The sequence below is a fragment of the Brevundimonas sp. SGAir0440 genome, from assembly GCF_005484585.1.
Taxonomy (GTDB): Bacteria; Pseudomonadota; Alphaproteobacteria; order Caulobacterales; family Caulobacteraceae; genus Brevundimonas.
In genome coordinates this window covers 1,158,366-1,175,560 of the sequence record NZ_CP039435.1, presented here as the reverse complement: position 1 = coordinate 1,175,560, position 17,195 = coordinate 1,158,366, and the positions used below count along the sequence as shown (strand labels likewise).

Genomic DNA, 17,195 nt, shown 5'->3' with positions numbered 1-17,195 from the left:
GACTCCGAGGTTGGAGCCATTATCCTTACCGCCGACGGGTTAAGACCTGTTGAATAGGTCTTTCTGCGTAGTCCGCCGCCTCACGTCGCCCCTTCCAAAGCCTCAGCCCTGGAACGGATCGCGCATCAGAATGGTGTCGTCGCGCTCGGGGCTGGTCGACAGCAGGGCCACCGGCGCGCCGATCAACTCCTCGATCCGGCGCACATATTTGATGGCGTTGGCGTTGATGTCCTTGAAGCTGCGGACCCCGGCGGTGCTTTCGCTCCAGCCCTCCAGCTCCTCGAACACCGGCTCGGCCGCCCCCTGGGCCTTCAGGCTCGAGGGCAGATAATCCAGCAACTCGCCATCGACCTTATAGCCGACGCAGATCTTCAGCGTCTTCAACCCGTCCAGCACGTCCAGCTTGGTCAGGGCGATCCCGTCGATGCCGTTGATCGCCACCGACTGGCGCACCAACACGGCGTCGAACCAGCCGCAGCGGCGCGCGCGGCCGGTATTCACCCCGACCTCACGCCCCACGGTCGCCAGATGCGCGCCGACCTCATCATTCAGTTCGCAGGCGAAGGGGCCTTCTCCGACGCGCGTCGTATAGGCCTTCACGATGCCCAGCACATAGCCGACGCCGCGCGGACCGATGCCCGACCCAGCCGCCGCTTGACCGGCCACTGTGTTGGAGCTGGTGACATAGGGATAGGTGCCGTGATCCACATCCAGAAAGGCGCCCTGCGCCCCTTCGAACAGCACACGCTTGCCGTCCTTCTGCGCCTGATCCAACACGCGCCAGGCCGGTTTCACATAGGGGAGGATCTTCGGCGCGATCTCCAGCAACTGCGCCAGCAGCGCGTCGGGATCGATCGGCTCCAGCCCAAGGCCGGCGCGCAGCGGATCGTGGTGCGAGCGCAGCCGGTCGATCTTGACCTTCAGATCGTCTTCATTGGCCAGATCGCAGACCCGAATGGCGCGACGCCCCACCTTGTCTTCATAGGCCGGACCGATGCCCCGCCCGGTCGTGCCGATCTTGGCGCCCGGCGCGCTGGCCGCCGCCTCGCGCGCCACGTCCAGCGCAGGGTGGATGGGCAGGATCAGGCAGGCGTTGTCGGCAATGGTCAGTATCTCGGGGCTGATAGTCACGCCCTGGGCGGCAATTTTCTCAATCTCGCCGACCAGATGCCAGGGATCGACAACCACGCCATTACCGATGATCGACGGCTTGCCCTGCACGACGCCGCTGGGCAGCAGCGCCAGCTTATAGACCTTGCCGTCGACGACCAGCGTATGGCCCGCATTGTGACCGCCCTGGAACCGCACGACCATGTCGGCGCGGTTGGACAGCCAGTCCACGATCTTGCCCTTGCCCTCGTCGCCCCACTGGGCGCCGACCACCGCTACGTTCGCCAAAACCGTCTCTCCGCACTGGAATGCGGGCGCAGCCTATAGCGAGGGAATCGTCCGATGTCGTCCCGTCAGGCGGATTTATCCGACTTCGCCGACCGCCGTCTCGAACGCCCATTCCAGCCAGGGCGTCGCCGCAACCACATCGGCCGTCTCGACCGTGCAGCCGCACCATAGCCGAAGACCAGGCGGCGCATTACGGTGCGGCTCCATATCGAACACGGCCGCCTCGCCTTCCAGCAGGGCCTTGAACCGAGTGACAAAGGCCTTCTGCGCCTTGTCGTCCAGCGCGGCGATCCGCGCATCGGTGAACTTCAGGCAGACCGAGGTCGTCGACCGGATCTCCGGCCGATCCGGCAGGAAGGCGATCCAGTCGGTCCGTTCGACCCATTCCGCCAACGCGGCGTAGTTGGCGTCTGTCCGCCGGATCAGTTCGCTCAATCCGCCGATGTCCCTGGCCCAGCCCAGGGCGTCGATCCAGTCTTCGATGGTCAGGATCGAGAAGGTGTTGATCGCCACGCCGTCCGCCAGCGCCCGATCGAACCGTCCCTTGCCGTCCGTCAGCCGCAACAGCTTGGGAATCGCCCGATCCGGCCGGTACGTATCCAGCCGCTCGACCGCGCGCGGCGACAGCACCATCACCCCGATGCCCGCCTCGCCGCCCAGAGCCTTCTGGAAGCTGAAGGTCACGACATCCAGCTTGTCGAACGGCAGCGGCATGGCGAAGGCAGCGGAGGTCGCGTCGCAGATCGCCAGCCCCTCGCGATCGTCGGCGATCCAGCCGGCGTCCGGCACGCGCACGCCCGAGGTCGTGCCGTTCCACGGGAACACCACGTCCTTGGACCAGTCGGCCCGGCTCAGATCCGGCAGTTCGCCCCACGGCGCCGTCAGGGCCTCGGGATCCAGCCCCAGATGATCCCTCACGTCCGCCAGCCAGGTCAGGCCGAAGTTCTCGAACGCCATGACCTGCACGGGCCGCGCGCCCAGCATGCCCCACAGCGCCGCCTCGACCGCGCCTGTGTCCGACCCTGGCGTGTAGAGCATCACATGGCTGTCGGGCACTTCCAGCACCTCGCGTGTCAGCCGCAGGCCATGCGCGAACCGCTCGACCACCTCCGGCGCGCGGATGCCGCGTCCCAGCAGATCGGACGGCAATCCGCCCAGCGCATAGCCCGGCCGCTTCGCCGTCGGCCCTGCCGAAAACCACGGCCGCGCGGGCTTAACATCAGGCTTCGTGCTCATGCTCTTTTCCTTTGGCGCTACCGCGCTTCGCGCTGCTTGAGCGCGCTCACCGCCCCGGCGTATAGGGCCGCTTGGCCCGCCAATCCTCGGCGAAGGCGGTCAGTTCGGCGTCCGGCGCATCGGGCAGCGTCACCATCACCCGCGCCAGCAGATCGCCGCGCCTGCCTTGCGCAAACGCGCCGCGGCCCTTCAGCCTCAGCACCTTGCCCGAGTTCGATCCTGCCGGCAGCGTCATCTGCACCACGCCCTCGGGCGTCGGCACCCGCACCTTGGCGCCCAGCACCGCATCGGGCACCGACACCGGCAGGTCCATTGTCAGGTCCGCCCCGTCGCGCTTGTAGATGGGGTGCGGTTCGATCCTCAGTTCGATCAGGGCGTCGCCGTTCTCGGCCCCGCGCCCCGGCGATCCCTGACCGCGCAGGCGGATCGTCTGGCCTTCCGACGCGCCCTTGGGAATAGTCACGTCCAGGGTGCGCCCGTCCGAGAACTGAATCCGCCGCGTCGCCCCGGCGATGGCGTCTTCAAGACTGATGTCCAGCGTCGCCTTCACGTCCTGACCGCGTGAGGTGAAGTCCCTTGCGCCGCGCTGACGCCCGCCCCCGCCGAACATGCCGAACAGCTCGTCCAGATCAACGCCTTCGAAGTTGGCGCGGCCGCCCGGTCCGCCGCCTTGTCCGAACGGATTGCCGCCCTGGCCGAACGGGCTGCCGCCGGCGCGACCGCCCCCGCCGAAGCCGCGATACTGTTCGTTGCCGTCGCCGTCGATCTGGCCCGCGTCGTATTTGGCGCGCTTTTCCTTGTCGCCCAGGATGTCGAAGGCCGCCGTCACCCGCTTGAACTTGTCCTCGGTGATCTTGTCGCCGGGGTTCTTGTCGGGATGCAGCTCCTTGGCGAGCTTGCGATACGCCTTCTTGACCTCGTCCGCGCTCGCGCCCTTTGAAACGCCCAGTTCCTTGTAGGGGTCGCCTGCCACGTCCGTTGTCGCTCCAGCTGAAAAAGGTCGAGAGGCCGTCAGTTAAGCCATGCCCCGCCCCGCGCAAAGGGCTGGACCCGCCCTATTTCATTAGAGCCGCCGGATTTCCGCCTCCACCTCTGCTTCTGAGCCCCACCCGAACCCCTCGCCCCACTGCGCCACGGCGATCCGCGCCATCGATGTCGCGCCTTCTGGGAAGTCCGCCGCCAAGTCGGTCGCTGCATAGAAGCCCGACACGCCCTCCACCTCCATTGTCCGCACCACGACATCTCCGTCCCGCACACGCAGCCGGAACCGCATCGAATCGACCGTTGTCGGTTCCCCATCCCAACTGTCGCCGAACAGCCGCACACGCGGCGTCCATCGGATCGCTAGACCCTCGGCCGACGTCTCGACCATCAGGCCGCACGGCGACCACGGCCGATCATGCACGCCCCTCGCCACGAACAGGGTCTCGCTGAACCCCGTACCGCTCGGCGCAGCGCCAGCCGGTCCCGCACGACAGACCAGCGGCAGTCCTCGCTCGCCCCGCCCGATCTCCGCGCGCGCCAGCCGGTCGTCCAGAAACACCACGACGCCCCCCGCCCCGGCGCCCGCCCGCATCTCCACTTCGGTCCCCTGCTGCCCGCGCAACAGACCCGTCAGCCGCCAAGTCCTTGGCCCGACCAGCGCCGCCGACCGATACTGGACGATCTCCCAGCCTACGACCGTCTCGACCGCCAGCGCATTGCCGCCGCCCAGCACCGCCGCCTCGACCGCGCTTTGCGGCGCCTCGCCCTCGACCCGCACCACCAGGGCGTTGGCCTCGTCCCAGCGGTGCCGCACGCCCGGCCCCAGCGCCTCGAGCAGCACCCCGACCGTCGCCGGCGTCTCCACATCGCCCCTCGCCGTCAGAGTCTCTGCGGTCGGCCCCGCATGCAGCCGCATCGTCCGCCAAGGCTCGGCCGCCACGGCGATCAAGGGCCGAGCGTCCGCCTCACGCCCCATCAAGGGCGGCAGGTCCAATACCCTCAGAAACGGCGCGCCGACCACGACTGGCGTCTCACCCCCGCGCCAGACGCCGTCATCCTCGACCACCCGCCGGGCCGTCACCGGCTCCAGCACCGCCGATGGCGTCTCGTCCGACGTGACCCGCACCACGCGCCAGTCGTCCGGTCAACCCTCCAGCCGCACCCCGTCTCCTGGCTCCAGCCGCAAGGCCTCCAGCGGCCCCAGCGCCAGCGTTCTCGTCTCCACACCCTCGCCGTCCAGCGCCCGCTGCGCCGCCGCCTTCGCCAGCCCGCTGCCGCACACCAGCGGCAAGTCCAGATCGACCCCGCCCGCCGTCGCCGCCGCATCGTCCGACCGCACGACCACCGCCCCGGTCTGATAGTCCGCCGTCTCGTCGATGAACCGCACGCGCGCCTCGCCCGCCCTGGGCTCCAGCGTCCGCGTCGCCGTTTCCGCCGCCCCGCTGTCGGGCAGAGCCAGCGCCTCGCCCGCGATCTCGACCACCGTCTCCACTCGCCCCAGGACTGCGACCTTCCCGTCCCGCTCGGCCGCCACGGCGTCGAACGCCGCCAGCAGGGGCTCCAGCGCATCGCGCGTCCGCATCGGCCGGTCGATGACATAGCCGGCCGCCGCCCCCTCGACGCCCTCGATCGCCATCTCTTCGGGCGACAACCCGCCTCGCGACAGCACCGCCTCGATCAGATCGCGCCCGTCGCCCGCCAGCCGTCCGTTCAGCCAGTGCCCGGCCCGCCAAGCCCCTGCGTCGGCCCAGACATCGGCCCTCGCGGGAAAGGCCGGATAGGGTCGCGCGTCCCAGCACCAGACGTCCGCCGCCTCCAGCATCCGCCCGCCATAGACTTCCGAAACCGGATTGTTCTCAGCCGTCGCAAAATGCCCCAGCACAGCCTCCAGCGCCGCCCGCTGCACCGCATCGTCGCGCGCGCCGGTCGACCCCGGCGGCAGTCGGCTCTCGCTGCTCTTCACATCCTGAAACAGGTTCGGCGCATTGCCGCCCCGGTCCACCGCCGCGCAGCCGAACTCCGACAACCGCAGCGGCTTCATCCCCGGATCCAGGCTGTTGGCACAGCACTCCGCACCCCGCCCGGCCGGTCATGGTGCGGGTTTGACCACCAGCCCTTCAGGTCCTTGGGCCGAAACACCCAGTCCTCGCCATACGCCCCGTCGACGATGGGCGTCCTGACCTGCGCCGCCCGATCCGCCGTGCTGGCGTAATACCAGTCGAACCCGTCCCCGCCCGCGACGCCCGCCGCCAGATAGGCCGGATCCGCCGCCCCGCCGAACGTCGCCGCATCCACGCCACCGTCGCCCGTTCGCCAGTCGCTCAGCGGCGGATACCAGTCGATCGACACATGATCGATGTTCGCGTCGGCCCACAGCGGATCGAGATGGAACACCACCTCCCCGCCCGTCTGCCGCCCAAAATATTCGCTCCAGTCCGCCGCATAGGACAGTTTCACGCCCGGCCCGACCACCGCCCGACACTCCGCCGCCAGCGCCCGGAACTGATCGACCGCGGGAAAACCCCCGGCCGCATCCCGCGTCCAGGTCACGCCGCGCATCTCCGACCCGATCAACAGGCCGTCCGCCCCCTCATCCGCTGCGATCCGGGCATAGTGCAGCGCCATCCGCCGCAGCCCCCAATCCTCGCTGCCGCCGAACAGCGCCGCGATCTCCGACGTCGCCCCCGCTCCATCGACGCCCGCCACACGCCCCCGCCACGGATAGCCGGGGCAGTCCATGAAGACGAACGGATACAGGGTCACTTCCAGCCCCCGCGCCTTCAGCTCGCGGATCGCCTGACGCACGCTCCCGTCCGACGGCGTCCCGCCGTAGGCCGGCGCCCCGTCCGCCTGACTGACGACATAGGCGTCTGCGCGCCCCACCCCCGCCACGGACCAGTCCATCGGCTCGGTCGGCTTGTCGCGCCGCTCCACGCCCGGCCGCACGCGGCATTCGCCCGCCCTCAGATCGCCGCCGAACCACCCGACCACCAGACTGACCCGCTTCAGGTTCGGCAGTTGCGCCTGAAGCTGATCCAGCGAGACCAGCAGGTCCGCCCGCCCTTCGCCGTTATGCACATTCTCCGCCGTCGTCCGCGTCAGCCCCTCGCGGCGCAACACCGCCTCGGTCGCCAGGGCGAACTCCCCGGCGCCGGGGATCAGACACACCCCCTCCAGCATATCCTCCAGCCGGGGCGCCTGCCCCCTCGGCCGCCGGAACACCTCGAAACTCAGCTGAGGAACCCGGTCCCCGAACGGCCCCAGCGGCAGGTCCTCGAACACCACATAGGCCGTCCCGCGATAGGCGGGCGCATCACGTTCCACCGCCTCGATCAGCGGATCCGCCGTCTGGTCCTCGCCCCCGCGATGCACCCGCATCACCACGCCGGTCATGTCCATCAGACGCCCGTCGGCCCAGACCCGCCCGACCCCGTCGATCTCGCCTTCGCAAAGCGCCACGGCGAAGCTCAGCGAATAGACATAGTCGACCGTCTTCGGACCACCCTTGCCCGCCCGTCCCTTGTTCTTGCCTTCCAGGAACCGCGCCGCCCAGATCACCTGACCCGTCACCCGCGCCCGTCCGAAGACGCAGGCCATCGGCGCGCCTTCCGCTGTCCCCTGGACCTTCAACGTCTCCAGCCTCGGCCCCACCTGCCGCGCCGGACCCAGCGACCCCACCACCCGATTGTCGATCGCCCGCCCAAGGGTCGCGCCGATCATCCGCCCGACCGGCCCGCCGACCGACTGCCCGACCGCGCTCAAAACGACTTGCGCCATGCCTTTAAACTCCGTCATCCTCGGTCAACGAGGCGGCGCACGCCGCCGAGGCCGAACCGGGGACAGGAAACCGGAACACGGCCGCCAGCCGTCTTCGCCACCACACGCCCATCCAGCTCTCGACCACCGCGCGTCCCCAATAGGCGTGGATCATCCTCGGCTCCGGTCCGTCGAGCTCGCTCAGGATGGCGCAGTGCTTCACCGCCGCCCCCGGCGACATGCGAAACAGCAACACATCGCCCGGCCGCATCTGATCGACCGCAACCGGCCGCATCCACCGCGCCGCCGCCTCCAGCAGCGTCTCGCGCCCGCCGACCTCGGCCCAGTCCGCCGAATAGGCCGGCAGGACCTGCGGCTCCTCGCCTGCCACCTCGCGCCACACCCCGCGCACCAAGCCCAGACAGTCCGCGCCCACGCCCTTCACGCTGGCCTGATGCCGATACGGCGTGCCGAGCCAGGACCGGGCGGACACCACCACCGCACTCCCGTTCACCGCCGGCTCCCGCCGTCGTTGCGCGCACTTCCGGCCGGATAGGCCGTCAGGAAATCGTCCCCCGGCACGTCCGGAAATCCGCGAAAGTTCGCGCCATTCCCGAACGTCCCGACGCAGGTCTCCCACCGCTTGTCGCAGACCCGCCCCGCCGGCGCCGCGACCCCGCATCTCTGGTCTCCCAGCCGCGCATCGCACATCCGCCCATAGGTCCGCCCGACCACTCGCTCCAGCTTGGCTAGCGGCCCTTCAAGCTCGGCGACGAAGCTTTCCCCCTGCCGCCGGATCTTCGCCAGCGCCCCCGACCACAGCCGCACCTTCAGATCAGGCCGCGCCCAGTCCACGCGCCACAGTTCGACCGTCGCCGCATCGAACAGACCCGCCGCCACATCCCCTTCAGTGATCGCCGCGTCGTCCAGCACGCCCGCCGCTGAAACCACCCCCGCCACCAGCCCGACCGCGCTCTCGCCCGCCCCCGCCGTCCAGCCGCTCGCCGCCTGACAGACGACCCCGTCCACCATCAGGTCCCGGTCGTGATCGGTGAACCCCATCGCCACGCCGTCGGCCCGTTGCAGCCGCCAGACATGGCACAGCGTCGCCGCCCCGCTCTCGATGCGGGCGGCCATTTCTTCCGTCATGTTCCTCATCGTCGTCCTCGCCATGAGGGCGTGAATCGTGAGCCGTGACTCGTGACCTTGCCGGGCGTGCTCCCGCCCCAGTCACGATTCACGAGTCACCCCTCACGCGCCCGTCCGAACCTCGATCAGCGGAACCGCCGCCATCCGTCCGGCCTCGAAGCTCTCCAGCGTCGTCTCGATCCGGTCCGAGTCGAACCGCACCGGCGTGTCGAACTGAAACCCAGCCGTCACCGCGACGACCGCCTCCGGCGCGCGCTCCAGCGTCACCCGCCCGGTCGCGAAGTCGACCGCGAAGGCCGTCGTCTCGACACCGCCGACTGCAATCCGCACCGATCCCTCGACCGGCTTGACGATCGACCGCTCCACATCGCCGTAGCGCTTCACCAGATCGAACGCGGTCCGAACCCCGTCGCCCACGCCCAGCACCTGATCGGCCGCCGCCACCACCCCGCCCGGCGCGCATGATTTGAAATCGGCGAAGTCCTTGAACCGGAACCCGTACAGCCGCCCCCGCCGCGCCTCGAAGAAGGCGACCAGCTCGGCCATGTCGTCCAGCGACCTCAGGTTCGCCCCGATCAGATACCGTCTGCGCCCCAGCGCCCAGGGCGTGGAGCGCCGCTCGAACTCCGACGCCAGCATCGTGATCTCCGTCCTTCGCTCCACCCCGCCGGTCGAACCGAACGCCAGCCGCGCGGGCAGGCGCACCTCGTGAAAGGCGTCCATCAACACTCTCCTGTTGTGCAATGCCGCCCGCCCGGTCCACACCTTGGCGGCGGCGCCCCTGCCGCGTCTTTGCGAGACACGGCCTTGCGCGGCGAAATTCTCAGCTACGATCCCACGACCGGCGAGGGGTTGATCAGCGGCGACGACTTGCAGCGCTACGCTTTCACCTCGGCCGCCGCCGGTCTCGAACCCGGCCGCCGCGTCGATTTCGTGGTTCAGGACGCCCAGGCGCTCAGCCTGATGGTCCTGCGTGACGGCCCTCTGGGGCCGGCCCTATACGCCCCCGAACCGGACCTGGGCGTGTGGGGCTATTTCGTCCGGTGCGTCACCGACCTCTATATCGAGGGCCACGGCCGGGCGCGGCGAAAGGAATACTGGTCCTTCGCCCTGTTCCACTTCCTGATCCTGATGCTCGCCTTCATGCCGATCATCGGCCTTGCCGTCCTCGATGCCGAGGCCGGCTACGATATGGAGGCCTGGGGCGTCGCCTGGATCTGCATCGTCGCCCTGGTCTATTTCGCGCTGATTGTTCCCTACGTCTGCGTCACCATCCGCCGCTTCCACGATGTCGGGCTCAGCGGCTGGCTGATCCTGATCAGCCTCGTCCCCTATGTCGGCGGCCTGTTCACCTTCATCGTCAGCCTCCTGCCCTCGCAGCCCGACGCGAACGTCCACGGTGCGCCGCCCAAGGGATCGCCCGCATTACAAACGCGTCAGGATCGGCCAGCTTGACCTTTTCGGGTTGCTGGGATTGCACGGGTCGGCAATGTTGCCGCCGCGCCGGACGTGGCGCCAGTCATGGAGATCTCAGTGCGCGGTGAAATTCTCAGCTACGACGCCTCGACCGGCGTCGGTCTGATCAGCGGCGACGACGGCGCCCGTTACGACTTCACCTCGGCCGCGCTGCAATCGCCCGCCGTGCCCGCCGCCGGCGTCCGCGTCGACTTCGTCCCCGAAGGCGCCGCCGCCACCCAGATCCTGATTCTGGCGGGTTCGCCGACCACAACCGGCGTCGCCGGCGGTTACGCCAGCTCGACCTCGACCGCTGTCGCCGGTTTCGACTGGCAGAAGCTGTTCCTGTCCTTCGAGGGTCGCATCCGCCGCAGCCATTTCTGGATCGGCTGGCTGATCCTGCTGGGCGTCAACGTTGTCATCAGCTGGATCCCGATCATCAACCTGTTCGGCCTGGTCCTGATATGGCCCAACCTGGCCATTTCGGTGAAGCGCCTGCACGACATGGGCAAGACCGGCTGGCTGATCGCCATTCCCTGGGTCGGCTCGGTCGTGGCCGTCATCGCCGGCTTCGCCATGATCATCGCCGCCCACGTCGCCAACGGCTATTCGGAGGACTACTACGAGGGCAACCCGGCCGCCGTCTTCGCCCTGATGGGCCCGGCCTTCGGCCTGTTCGCGATCGCTGGCCTGCTGGGCCTGGCCTTCCTGCTGTGGATCGGTCTGGTCGACAGCCAGAAGGGCGAGAACCGCTTCGGCCCGAACCCGAAGGGCGAGTGAACTTTCACGGGTGAATCGTGATGCGTGAATCGTGAGCGGAAGGTGGCGCGTTTGCCAACACCGCATCCCCAATCACGATTCACCACTCACCATCCACCCGTCGTCACATCCGCCTGGCGCCCAGGCTGACGGCCCGCGCCAGCATCTGGGCGATCTGCGCCTCGGACCGCAGCAGGGCCGGCGCCCCGCCGTCCACCGCCACATTGACCGTCACGCCCCCGCCGCCGACCGGCCCGATCTCGCCGCCCGTCGCCGGTCGGAACACCTCCGGCCCGCGCTCGCCGACCAGATAGGCGGCGCCGCCCAGCACCGGCCCGCCGTCCGCCCGCGCCCCGCCGAAACTGGACATCACCGACTGGATCGCCGCGCTCAAGCCGCCGCCGTTCGCCCCGGCCGCCGCATTGACCGCATTCAGCACCGCCCGCGCCAGTTCCGCCAGGGACACCTCCCCGTCCGCCGCCGCCCGCGCCAGCGATCGCGTCAGGCTGTCGCCCGCCCGCCCGAACGCCGCTTCGATGGCGTCCGCCGCCTCCTGCGCGGGCGCCTTCAACGCCTCCAGCGCCGCCCCGGCTTCGGCCGCTCTCAGCGCGACCTGATCGATCCCGTCTCGCCCGAACTCATCCGCCATCCGGCCAACCCTCCATCAATCGCGCAAGCCCCTCGCGTCCCAAAGGGGCCGTGCCGCGCGGCGCCTGCGTCAACATCCGCCACTCCTTCAACGACAGCCGCCAGAACGCCTCGGGCGCCACGCCCATCGCCGCCGCTAGCCGCAACATCTCGCCCCACGGGGTCATCGTGCAGCGGCCGCAAACGCCTGCGCCACCGCGACCGCCGCTTCGCGCGGATCGACCGCCGCCACCTCCGGCTCGACCTCCCCGCCCCCGCGCAAGACCGCCGCCAGCACCACCATCAGATCCCGCGCCGACAGCGTCTTCATTCGCTCTGCGATCGCCGCCATCCCATCGACGCCCAGCCCCGTCTCGATCTCCGCCAGCGCCCCCAGCGTCAGACAGGCCCGACGCCGCACGCCGGCCAGGATCACCGCGGCCTCGCCCCGCACGCCGTTCATATCGCGCTGAACCCGATGGCCCCGGCGCTGGCCAGGCTCAGCGCGAACGTCGCCTCCCCCTCGTGCTCGCCGGCGTATTCCAGCGCCGCCACCAGGAAGGGCCCCTCCAGCACGCCGAAGTCCGGCACGATCAGCCGCCACCGCTTCGCCGCCTGATCGAAGAAGGCCTCGCGCACCAGCGCATCGGAGGCGGCATCGCGGAAGATGCCCTGCCCCGACACCGCCGCCGACTTCACACCTGCGCCCGCCAGCAGCTCGCGCCACCGCCCGGCGCTGTCGCCGTCGGTCGCATCCACCGTCTTGGCGTTCAGCGAGATCGTCCGCGCCCTCAGCCCCGCCACCGTCGTGAACACGCCCGGAGACGCCACTGGGGCGCCCTCGATCTTTAGCAACATGTCCTTGCCCGCTTGTGCGGTCATTTCTGTCTCTCCCTCTCGTCGTGAATTGTGACTCGTGACGGGTGATTGCGCGCCGGCAAGCGTCGTCGCCACTCACGACTCACGCGTCACCACTCACCTCTTCCGTCACCGCCCTTAGCCGCATGACCGCATAGGTCCGCCGCCCGTCGCCCGCGCGGAACACGTCCGCGAACGTCGCCCTCAGCGTCGACGTCCGCACCCCGTCGGCCTCCAGCATGGCCTCGTGCAGACAGGCCCGAACCGCCGCCGCCACCGCCTTGGCCTCTTCCGAACCGGCGAACCGCGACACGCCCGTCAGGGTCAGCCTCTGCTCGACCCCGCCCCCGTCGGCCGCCACCGGCCGGCTCTCGCACCGCCCGATCACCAGATGCGGAAACGCGGCGTCCTCCGGCGCCCCGAAAGCGGCGAAGTCGAACATTCGCCCGCCCAGCAGGGCCTGCACCGCCGCGTCCCCCTTCAGCGCCGCCAGCACCGCCTTCTGCAGCGCGCTTTCATGATCCCTCATCGCACCCGCTCCAGATCCAGCTTCGACCGCCCCGGCCGCACGTCCTCGACCGAGACAATCCGCCAGTCCGCCCCGCCGAACCGCAGCACGCGACCGACCGACAGCCGGGCGTCCGCCCGCGCCTCGGCGCCCATCGTCTCGACCGTCCGCCGCTGATCGCCCTCGCCGCGTTCGGTGCGCCGACGCGCCCCGCACTTCAGCCAGGCGGACCCCACAGCCTCGAACGACACGCTGCGCCCGCCATACGGCGTCTCGGCCTTCACCGGCTGAAACAACCCCGCCAGGATCCTCATGTCGGCGCTCAAGTAGGCCGAAGGCCGATAGCGCCCAGTCAAAGTCGCACCACGCGGTATGGCGCGATCCAGCCTTCCACCCGCTCGATCTCCACCGCCTCGCCCCGCTCATAGGCCCGCAGCACCAGCATCAGGATCGCCAGCCTCAGCGGCGCGGGCGAAGTGGACGTCAGGCTCAATCCCACATCCGCCTCCACCCTCGCCTGCGCCGCCGCGATCAGGGTCTGGATCAAGCCGTCCTCGACCTCGTGCTCGACCCTCAGAAACAGCTTCGCCTCCGCCACCGTCACCGGCTGCGCCATATCAAACCTCGCTCCGCTCGGAAGTGGCGAGTGACGAGTGGCGAGTGGCGAGACCGCCACGCCTACCCAGCCCCAACGCCGTTTCAAACGTCAGCGGCGAGCGACCACTCGCCACTGACCACTCGTCACTCCGCGACTACGTCGCGGCGAACTTCATCACCTTGATCGCGTCGAAGTTCTGCACCCCGCCCCCCACGCGCTTAGTCGTGTAGAACAGCACATAGGGCTTGGCCGAATAGGGATCGCGCAGCACGCGCACGCCCGCCCGATCCACGATCAGATACCCCCGCTGGAAGTCCCCGAACGCGATCGACAGACTGTTGGCCGCCACGTCCGGCATGGTCTCGATCTCGGTGACCGGATAGCCGAGCAGGCTGGCCGTCTCGCCCAGCCGCGTCGCCGGCTGCCAGATATAGTTGCCGTCCGCGTCCTTGAACTTGCGCACGGCCGAGACCGTCTTGCGGTTCATCACGAACCGGCCGTTCGGTCGGTACTGGGCCTTGGGCGCATAGATCAGGTCGATCAGGCGATCCGCCGGACTGGTCGCCGCAAAGCCGCCCGCCGCGCCAGAGGGGACATAGCCGATCTGACCCCAGGCCTGGCCCGCGTCCGCCACGGTCGGATAGGACAGCAGCCCCTTGGGCTTGTTCACTCCGTCGCCATTGATGAAGGCCTGGGTCTCCTGCGCCGCAAAGGCGTCCTCGACCTCGGCCGCCAGCCATTCGTCCAGATCGACCATGGCGTCGTCCAGCAGGGCCTGCGTCGCCGCCGGATTGGCGTAGAGATCGGCCGACGGAAACTCCAGCAGGGCCAGGGTCGCCGGGTCCGTCTCGGGCCGCGCGGCCGTCTCCGCCACCCAGCCGCAGGCCACGCCCGCCGTCGACACCGGCTTACGGAACACGCCGGCCGCCACGGTCCTGACCGTCGCGATCTCGCGCATCGGACTGGCCGCCATCAGCCGACGCTCGATGGCCCGCTCGGTCTCATAAGGCACGACATAGCCGCCCGAGGTCGCGCCGCCCGACAGGCCCGCCTTGACCTCCAGCGCGCCAGACTGGCCTGTCTTCAAATACCCGTCCCACGCCGCCTTCGCCTCGGGCGCAGACGCCGGCTCGGCCGGTTCGCCGCCGATCGCCGGACGACGGCTCTGGCTCATCACCCGGTCCAGCCGCGCCTGGGCCGAGGCGACCGCCTGGTCGATGCGCGCCACCTTCTCCTCCAGCAGCACATCGGCCGCCGCCTTCTGCTCGATCTCGCCCAGCCGGGCGTCGTTCGCCCCTTTGAACGCCTCGAACGCCGCCATCATCTCGCGCACGACATCGCGCGCCTCGGGCTGGCCCGAAGCCTGTTTGGTCTCTTTCATGATATCTCCGGTTGAAGAACCGCGTGTTGCGGTTAGGGTCGAGGCGTGACCGACACGACCTCGAAACTGGTGGCAGGCCTGCAGCGCTCCTGGCTGCTCAAGCTCATCTGGATAGGGGCGCCGTTCGTACCGCTAACGGCCGTCGCCATCTTGAACCACTACGAAGGGTCGGTTCCCGAAATCGTCTATGCATTGCCCGTGCTGGCGATCTTTGGCGCCTTGGGCCTTCAATATGGCCTCGCCTTCGTCGCACGTCGCAAACGGCGCGCGCTTGCGCGTCGCCTATCTCCGCTACAGCGTCTTCAGACATCCCACGAACTCGATCCTGTTCCTCTCGGCGAATTCCTGCTCGTCACCAAGAAACCGCCTATCGAAACCGTGCCACGCTCCATCCAGGCGTTGATTGCGCGATGGGGCGCTCCGCCGTCCAAAAGGACCGACAACATCATCGACGTCGTGTCCATTTCCGTGTGGATCATGTTCTGCGCGGTGGCGGGCTTGCGCGACCCGCTGGGTTTCCTGAGCCACTTGGGGATACCGACCATCCCGTATTGGCCTGTCTTCACGACCTTGTTTGTACTGGCCTTGCTGCTTTTCCTTCGAGCACAGCTGCGCAAGATGAACGATCACTACGTCGCTGAGGCGAAAGCTTCAGGTCGTCGCCCCTTCCCTGCTCTGTGACGCCCGCCCCATGTCCCATCTGACGCCCCTCGAAAGCGCCGTCATGGACGCGATGATCTGGCAGATGGGCGACAGCGTGCCGGACCTGCGGGCCCAGGTCGCCGCCAGTTCGCCGGGCCTGCGTCGCAACACCGGCGCCGGCCTCTATTCCCAGATCGTCGTCGATGCGAACCGTCTGGCCGCCAACCCGGACGCCACCGGCCTGTTCGGCACCGTCCATGCCATGGTCGCCGGCCTGCCCGACCCCGTCGGCTTCCAGATCGAGCTGCGCCAGGGCCGGCTGACGGCCCTGCATGGCCAGAGCTATGGCCAGGACACCCGCGCCATCGACTTCTCGACCACCGCCTTCGAAGAGGTCTTCACCGTCGACGAAGCCGGCCGCTCGATCCTGTTCCGTCCCGCCCGGCGCGCGCCAGATCCGATCCCGCCCAGGCCCAAGCCCAGCGCCCGGCCGGCCTCTGCGCCCGCCGCCCAAGCCGCGCCAAAAGCCCAACCCAAACCCGCGCCCCAACCGGCCTCAAAGCCCGCCGATCACGCCCTGCCGTCCGCCGCCGCCTCACCGGGTCTGGCCGAGATCATCGCCGGCCTGTCCAACCCCACGGCCTCGCGCGGCGGCCAGCTGGCGCTGGTCTATCTCGGCGCCTATGCGCTGGCGGCCGTCTTCATCCTGTTCGCCCACCTGGTGCTGCACGTCGGCTGGATCTTCGGCCTGGTGCTCGCCGGCTGGGCCTTGCGCTATCTCCACGGCAAGAAGGGCCGCGCCCAGATGGCCGCCCTCGCCGAAACCCTCGACCGCAACGGCGTCTTCCAAGCCCTCAAGCCAAACTGAACCGCGCTTGGCAGCAACGGCAAACGTTGCGACACTCTACTGCGCCGACATAAGGGCTCACCTAATGAGCACCGGCTAAACAAGATGAATGATCGAATGACCCGTCTATTGCTCGCCGCACTGATGGTGGTCACGGCAGGTTTAGTCTGCGATATCGACAGAGTGTTAGCCCAAGACGCAGAATGCTATGACGCCGAAGTCTCGGCTCACATCTCGTCGCAAACACCGACCGTGTTCCCCGATTGTCTTGACGATTGCATCGTAATCAGTTGGCCATGGATAGTTGATCTAGACGTCAGCCGAACTCACTTTGGCGATGTCCGCCGCGGAAGCCTGACCGTTCTGGCTGTACTACACACAGGCTACCGCGACGATCTTGGCTCGCGTCGCTGGAAGCTGCGGCGCAACGACTTGGGCGGCTTCAATCTTCTTGGCGGCGCGGAAAACCTGAAAAACAGATGTGCCGACGATCAACCGCCCGCAACAGCTTACATCAAACCGCCTGATGGCCAGACACTCGAAGACCTCCGCCGCATGGGTCGTGAGCATTACGATCGCAACAACTGAACCGCGCCCCCGGCAGCATCGGGAACGTCACCAGCGACACCTCCCACAGCTCGACCGCGCTCAGCACCCTTAAGCGTCCCTGACGCCGGGCCCGCGCCGTGCGGTAGCCGATCGACAGCCCGTCCAGCGCCCCGGCCCGGCTCAGCGCCCCGGCGAACCGCGCCTCGGCCGACCAGTCCTCGATCCGGCCGCGCACGAAGAGGCCGCGCGCATCCTCGACGATTTGCTCCCAGACCCCGACCGGCGCCCGCGCATCGTGCTGGTTCAGCATCCGCACCCCCTCAACCCCCGTCCTGGCCAGACTGTCCGCAAACGCCCCCGCCTGCAACACGTCCCCGTTCAGATCCGCCACGCCCCACAGCGAGGCGTAGCCTTCTATAAGAAGTGGCGAGTGGCGAGTAGCGAGTGG

21 protein-coding genes and 1 pseudogene are annotated in these 17,195 nt (G+C 68.8%); 5 read left to right on the top strand and 17 right to left on the bottom strand.

All coding sequences use genetic code 11. From position 1 onward, the window contains the following. Positions 1-102: 102 nt before the first annotated feature. The 8 genes and pseudogenes from E7T10_RS05725 to E7T10_RS05695 all read right to left on the bottom strand — a co-directional run bounded on the left by E7T10_RS05725 (position 103) and on the right by E7T10_RS05695 (position 9,246). Positions 103-1,398, bottom strand: a complete 1,296-nt coding sequence (locus tag E7T10_RS05725; protein WP_137721066.1) for an adenylosuccinate synthase — start codon at positions 1,396-1,398, stop codon at positions 103-105. Positions 1,399-1,473: 75 nt separating this feature from the next. After that, a complete protein-coding gene (locus E7T10_RS05720; RefSeq protein WP_137721065.1) occupies positions 1,474-2,634 on the bottom strand; it encodes a phosphoserine transaminase in 1,161 nt (386 codons plus the stop codon). 46 nt (positions 2,635-2,680) lie between these two features. Continuing rightward, positions 2,681-3,607 carry a DnaJ C-terminal domain-containing protein gene (locus tag E7T10_RS05715; protein ID WP_137721064.1) on the bottom strand — a complete coding sequence of 309 codons (927 nt, stop codon included), beginning with the start codon at positions 3,605-3,607 and terminating at the stop codon, positions 2,681-2,683. A 90-nt stretch (positions 3,608-3,697) separates the two neighbouring features. Beyond that, complete coding sequence (locus tag E7T10_RS15910) at positions 3,698-4,747, bottom strand: hypothetical protein (RefSeq protein WP_246846118.1); 1,050 nt, start codon at positions 4,745-4,747, stop codon at positions 3,698-3,700. Between the two features lie 18 nt (positions 4,748-4,765). Further along, positions 4,766-6,571, bottom strand: a pseudogene (locus tag E7T10_RS16110) (glycoside hydrolase TIM-barrel-like domain-containing protein); the annotation flags it as partial. 828 nt (positions 6,572-7,399) lie between these two features. After that, entirely contained in the window at positions 7,400-7,888 is a 489-nt protein-coding gene (locus tag E7T10_RS05705; protein ID WP_137721063.1) for an NlpC/P60 family protein, read from the bottom strand. Continuing rightward, positions 7,885-8,532, bottom strand: a complete 648-nt coding sequence (locus E7T10_RS05700) for a DUF2163 domain-containing protein (protein WP_137721062.1) — start codon at positions 8,530-8,532, stop codon at positions 7,885-7,887. The genes E7T10_RS05705 and E7T10_RS05700 overlap by 4 nt, the downstream gene beginning before the upstream one ends. Before the next feature lie 93 nt (positions 8,533-8,625). Continuing rightward, positions 8,626-9,246, bottom strand: coding sequence for a DUF2460 domain-containing protein (locus E7T10_RS05695; RefSeq protein ID WP_137721061.1), 621 nt, complete (start codon positions 9,244-9,246; stop codon positions 8,626-8,628). Positions 9,247-9,330: 84 nt separating this feature from the next. Here E7T10_RS05695 and E7T10_RS05690 point away from each other — a divergent pair, with 84 nt between their 5' ends. After that, the gene (locus E7T10_RS05690; RefSeq protein WP_137721060.1) at positions 9,331-9,978 is read left to right on the top strand and encodes a DUF805 domain-containing protein; all 648 of its coding nucleotides are present in this window, start codon (positions 9,331-9,333) and stop codon (positions 9,976-9,978) included. 78 nt (positions 9,979-10,056) lie between these two features. Continuing rightward, a complete protein-coding gene (locus E7T10_RS05685) occupies positions 10,057-10,758 on the top strand; it encodes a DUF805 domain-containing protein (protein ID WP_210416161.1) in 702 nt (233 codons plus the stop codon). Positions 10,759-10,861: 103 nt separating this feature from the next. Here E7T10_RS05685 and E7T10_RS05680 read toward each other — a convergent pair whose 3' ends face one another. The 8 genes from E7T10_RS05680 to E7T10_RS05645 form a co-directional block, all read right to left on the bottom strand. Then, entirely contained in the window at positions 10,862-11,386 is a 525-nt protein-coding gene (locus E7T10_RS05680) for a phage tail tape measure protein (RefSeq protein ID WP_137721058.1), read from the bottom strand. After that, positions 11,376-11,552: a phage tail assembly chaperone gene (locus E7T10_RS05675; protein WP_168189894.1), complete on the bottom strand. Its 177-nt coding sequence runs from the start codon at positions 11,550-11,552 to the stop codon at positions 11,376-11,378. The genes E7T10_RS05680 and E7T10_RS05675 overlap by 11 nt, the downstream gene beginning before the upstream one ends. Further along, positions 11,549-11,827 (bottom strand): GTA-gp10 family protein, encoded by a 279-nt coding sequence (locus E7T10_RS05670; protein WP_137721057.1) that lies wholly within the window; start codon positions 11,825-11,827, stop codon positions 11,549-11,551. Before E7T10_RS05670 ends, E7T10_RS05675 begins: the two co-directional genes overlap by 4 nt. Beyond that, complete coding sequence (locus E7T10_RS05665; protein ID WP_137721056.1) at positions 11,824-12,246, bottom strand: phage major tail protein, TP901-1 family; 423 nt, start codon at positions 12,244-12,246, stop codon at positions 11,824-11,826. Before E7T10_RS05665 ends, E7T10_RS05670 begins: the two co-directional genes overlap by 4 nt. Before the next feature lie 79 nt (positions 12,247-12,325). Beyond that, positions 12,326-12,751, bottom strand: coding sequence for a DUF3168 domain-containing protein (locus tag E7T10_RS05660; protein WP_137721055.1), 426 nt, complete (start codon positions 12,749-12,751; stop codon positions 12,326-12,328). Then, positions 12,748-13,044, bottom strand: a complete 297-nt coding sequence (locus E7T10_RS05655; RefSeq protein WP_210416160.1) for a phage head-tail adapter protein — start codon at positions 13,042-13,044, stop codon at positions 12,748-12,750. The genes E7T10_RS05660 and E7T10_RS05655 overlap by 4 nt, the downstream gene beginning before the upstream one ends. Before the next feature lie 38 nt (positions 13,045-13,082). Next, positions 13,083-13,346 (bottom strand): head-tail connector protein, encoded by a 264-nt coding sequence (locus E7T10_RS05650; RefSeq protein ID WP_137721054.1) that lies wholly within the window; start codon positions 13,344-13,346, stop codon positions 13,083-13,085. A 136-nt stretch (positions 13,347-13,482) separates the two neighbouring features. Next, on the bottom strand, positions 13,483-14,709 hold the full coding sequence (locus E7T10_RS05645; RefSeq protein WP_137721053.1) for a phage major capsid protein: 1,227 nt from the start codon (positions 14,707-14,709) through the stop codon (positions 13,483-13,485). Between the two features lie 45 nt (positions 14,710-14,754). On the opposite strand from E7T10_RS05645, the gene E7T10_RS05640 reads away from it, so the two are divergent. The 3 genes from E7T10_RS05640 to E7T10_RS05630 all read left to right on the top strand — a co-directional run bounded on the left by E7T10_RS05640 (position 14,755) and on the right by E7T10_RS05630 (position 16,786). Then, positions 14,755-15,390, top strand: a complete 636-nt coding sequence (locus E7T10_RS05640) for a hypothetical protein (RefSeq protein ID WP_137721052.1) — start codon at positions 14,755-14,757, stop codon at positions 15,388-15,390. A gap of 10 nt (positions 15,391-15,400) precedes the next feature. Continuing rightward, the gene (locus E7T10_RS05635) at positions 15,401-16,219 is read left to right on the top strand and encodes a hypothetical protein (protein WP_137721051.1); all 819 of its coding nucleotides are present in this window, start codon (positions 15,401-15,403) and stop codon (positions 16,217-16,219) included. Positions 16,220-16,315: 96 nt separating this feature from the next. Continuing rightward, positions 16,316-16,786: a hypothetical protein gene (locus tag E7T10_RS05630; protein WP_137721050.1), complete on the top strand. Its 471-nt coding sequence runs from the start codon at positions 16,316-16,318 to the stop codon at positions 16,784-16,786. On the opposite strand, the gene E7T10_RS05625 is transcribed toward E7T10_RS05630, so the two are convergent. After that, the gene (locus tag E7T10_RS05625; RefSeq protein WP_246846117.1) at positions 16,713-17,138 is read right to left on the bottom strand and encodes an HK97 family phage prohead protease; all 426 of its coding nucleotides are present in this window, start codon (positions 17,136-17,138) and stop codon (positions 16,713-16,715) included. The genes E7T10_RS05630 and E7T10_RS05625 overlap by 74 nt on opposite strands. Positions 17,139-17,195: the final 57 nt, after the last annotated feature.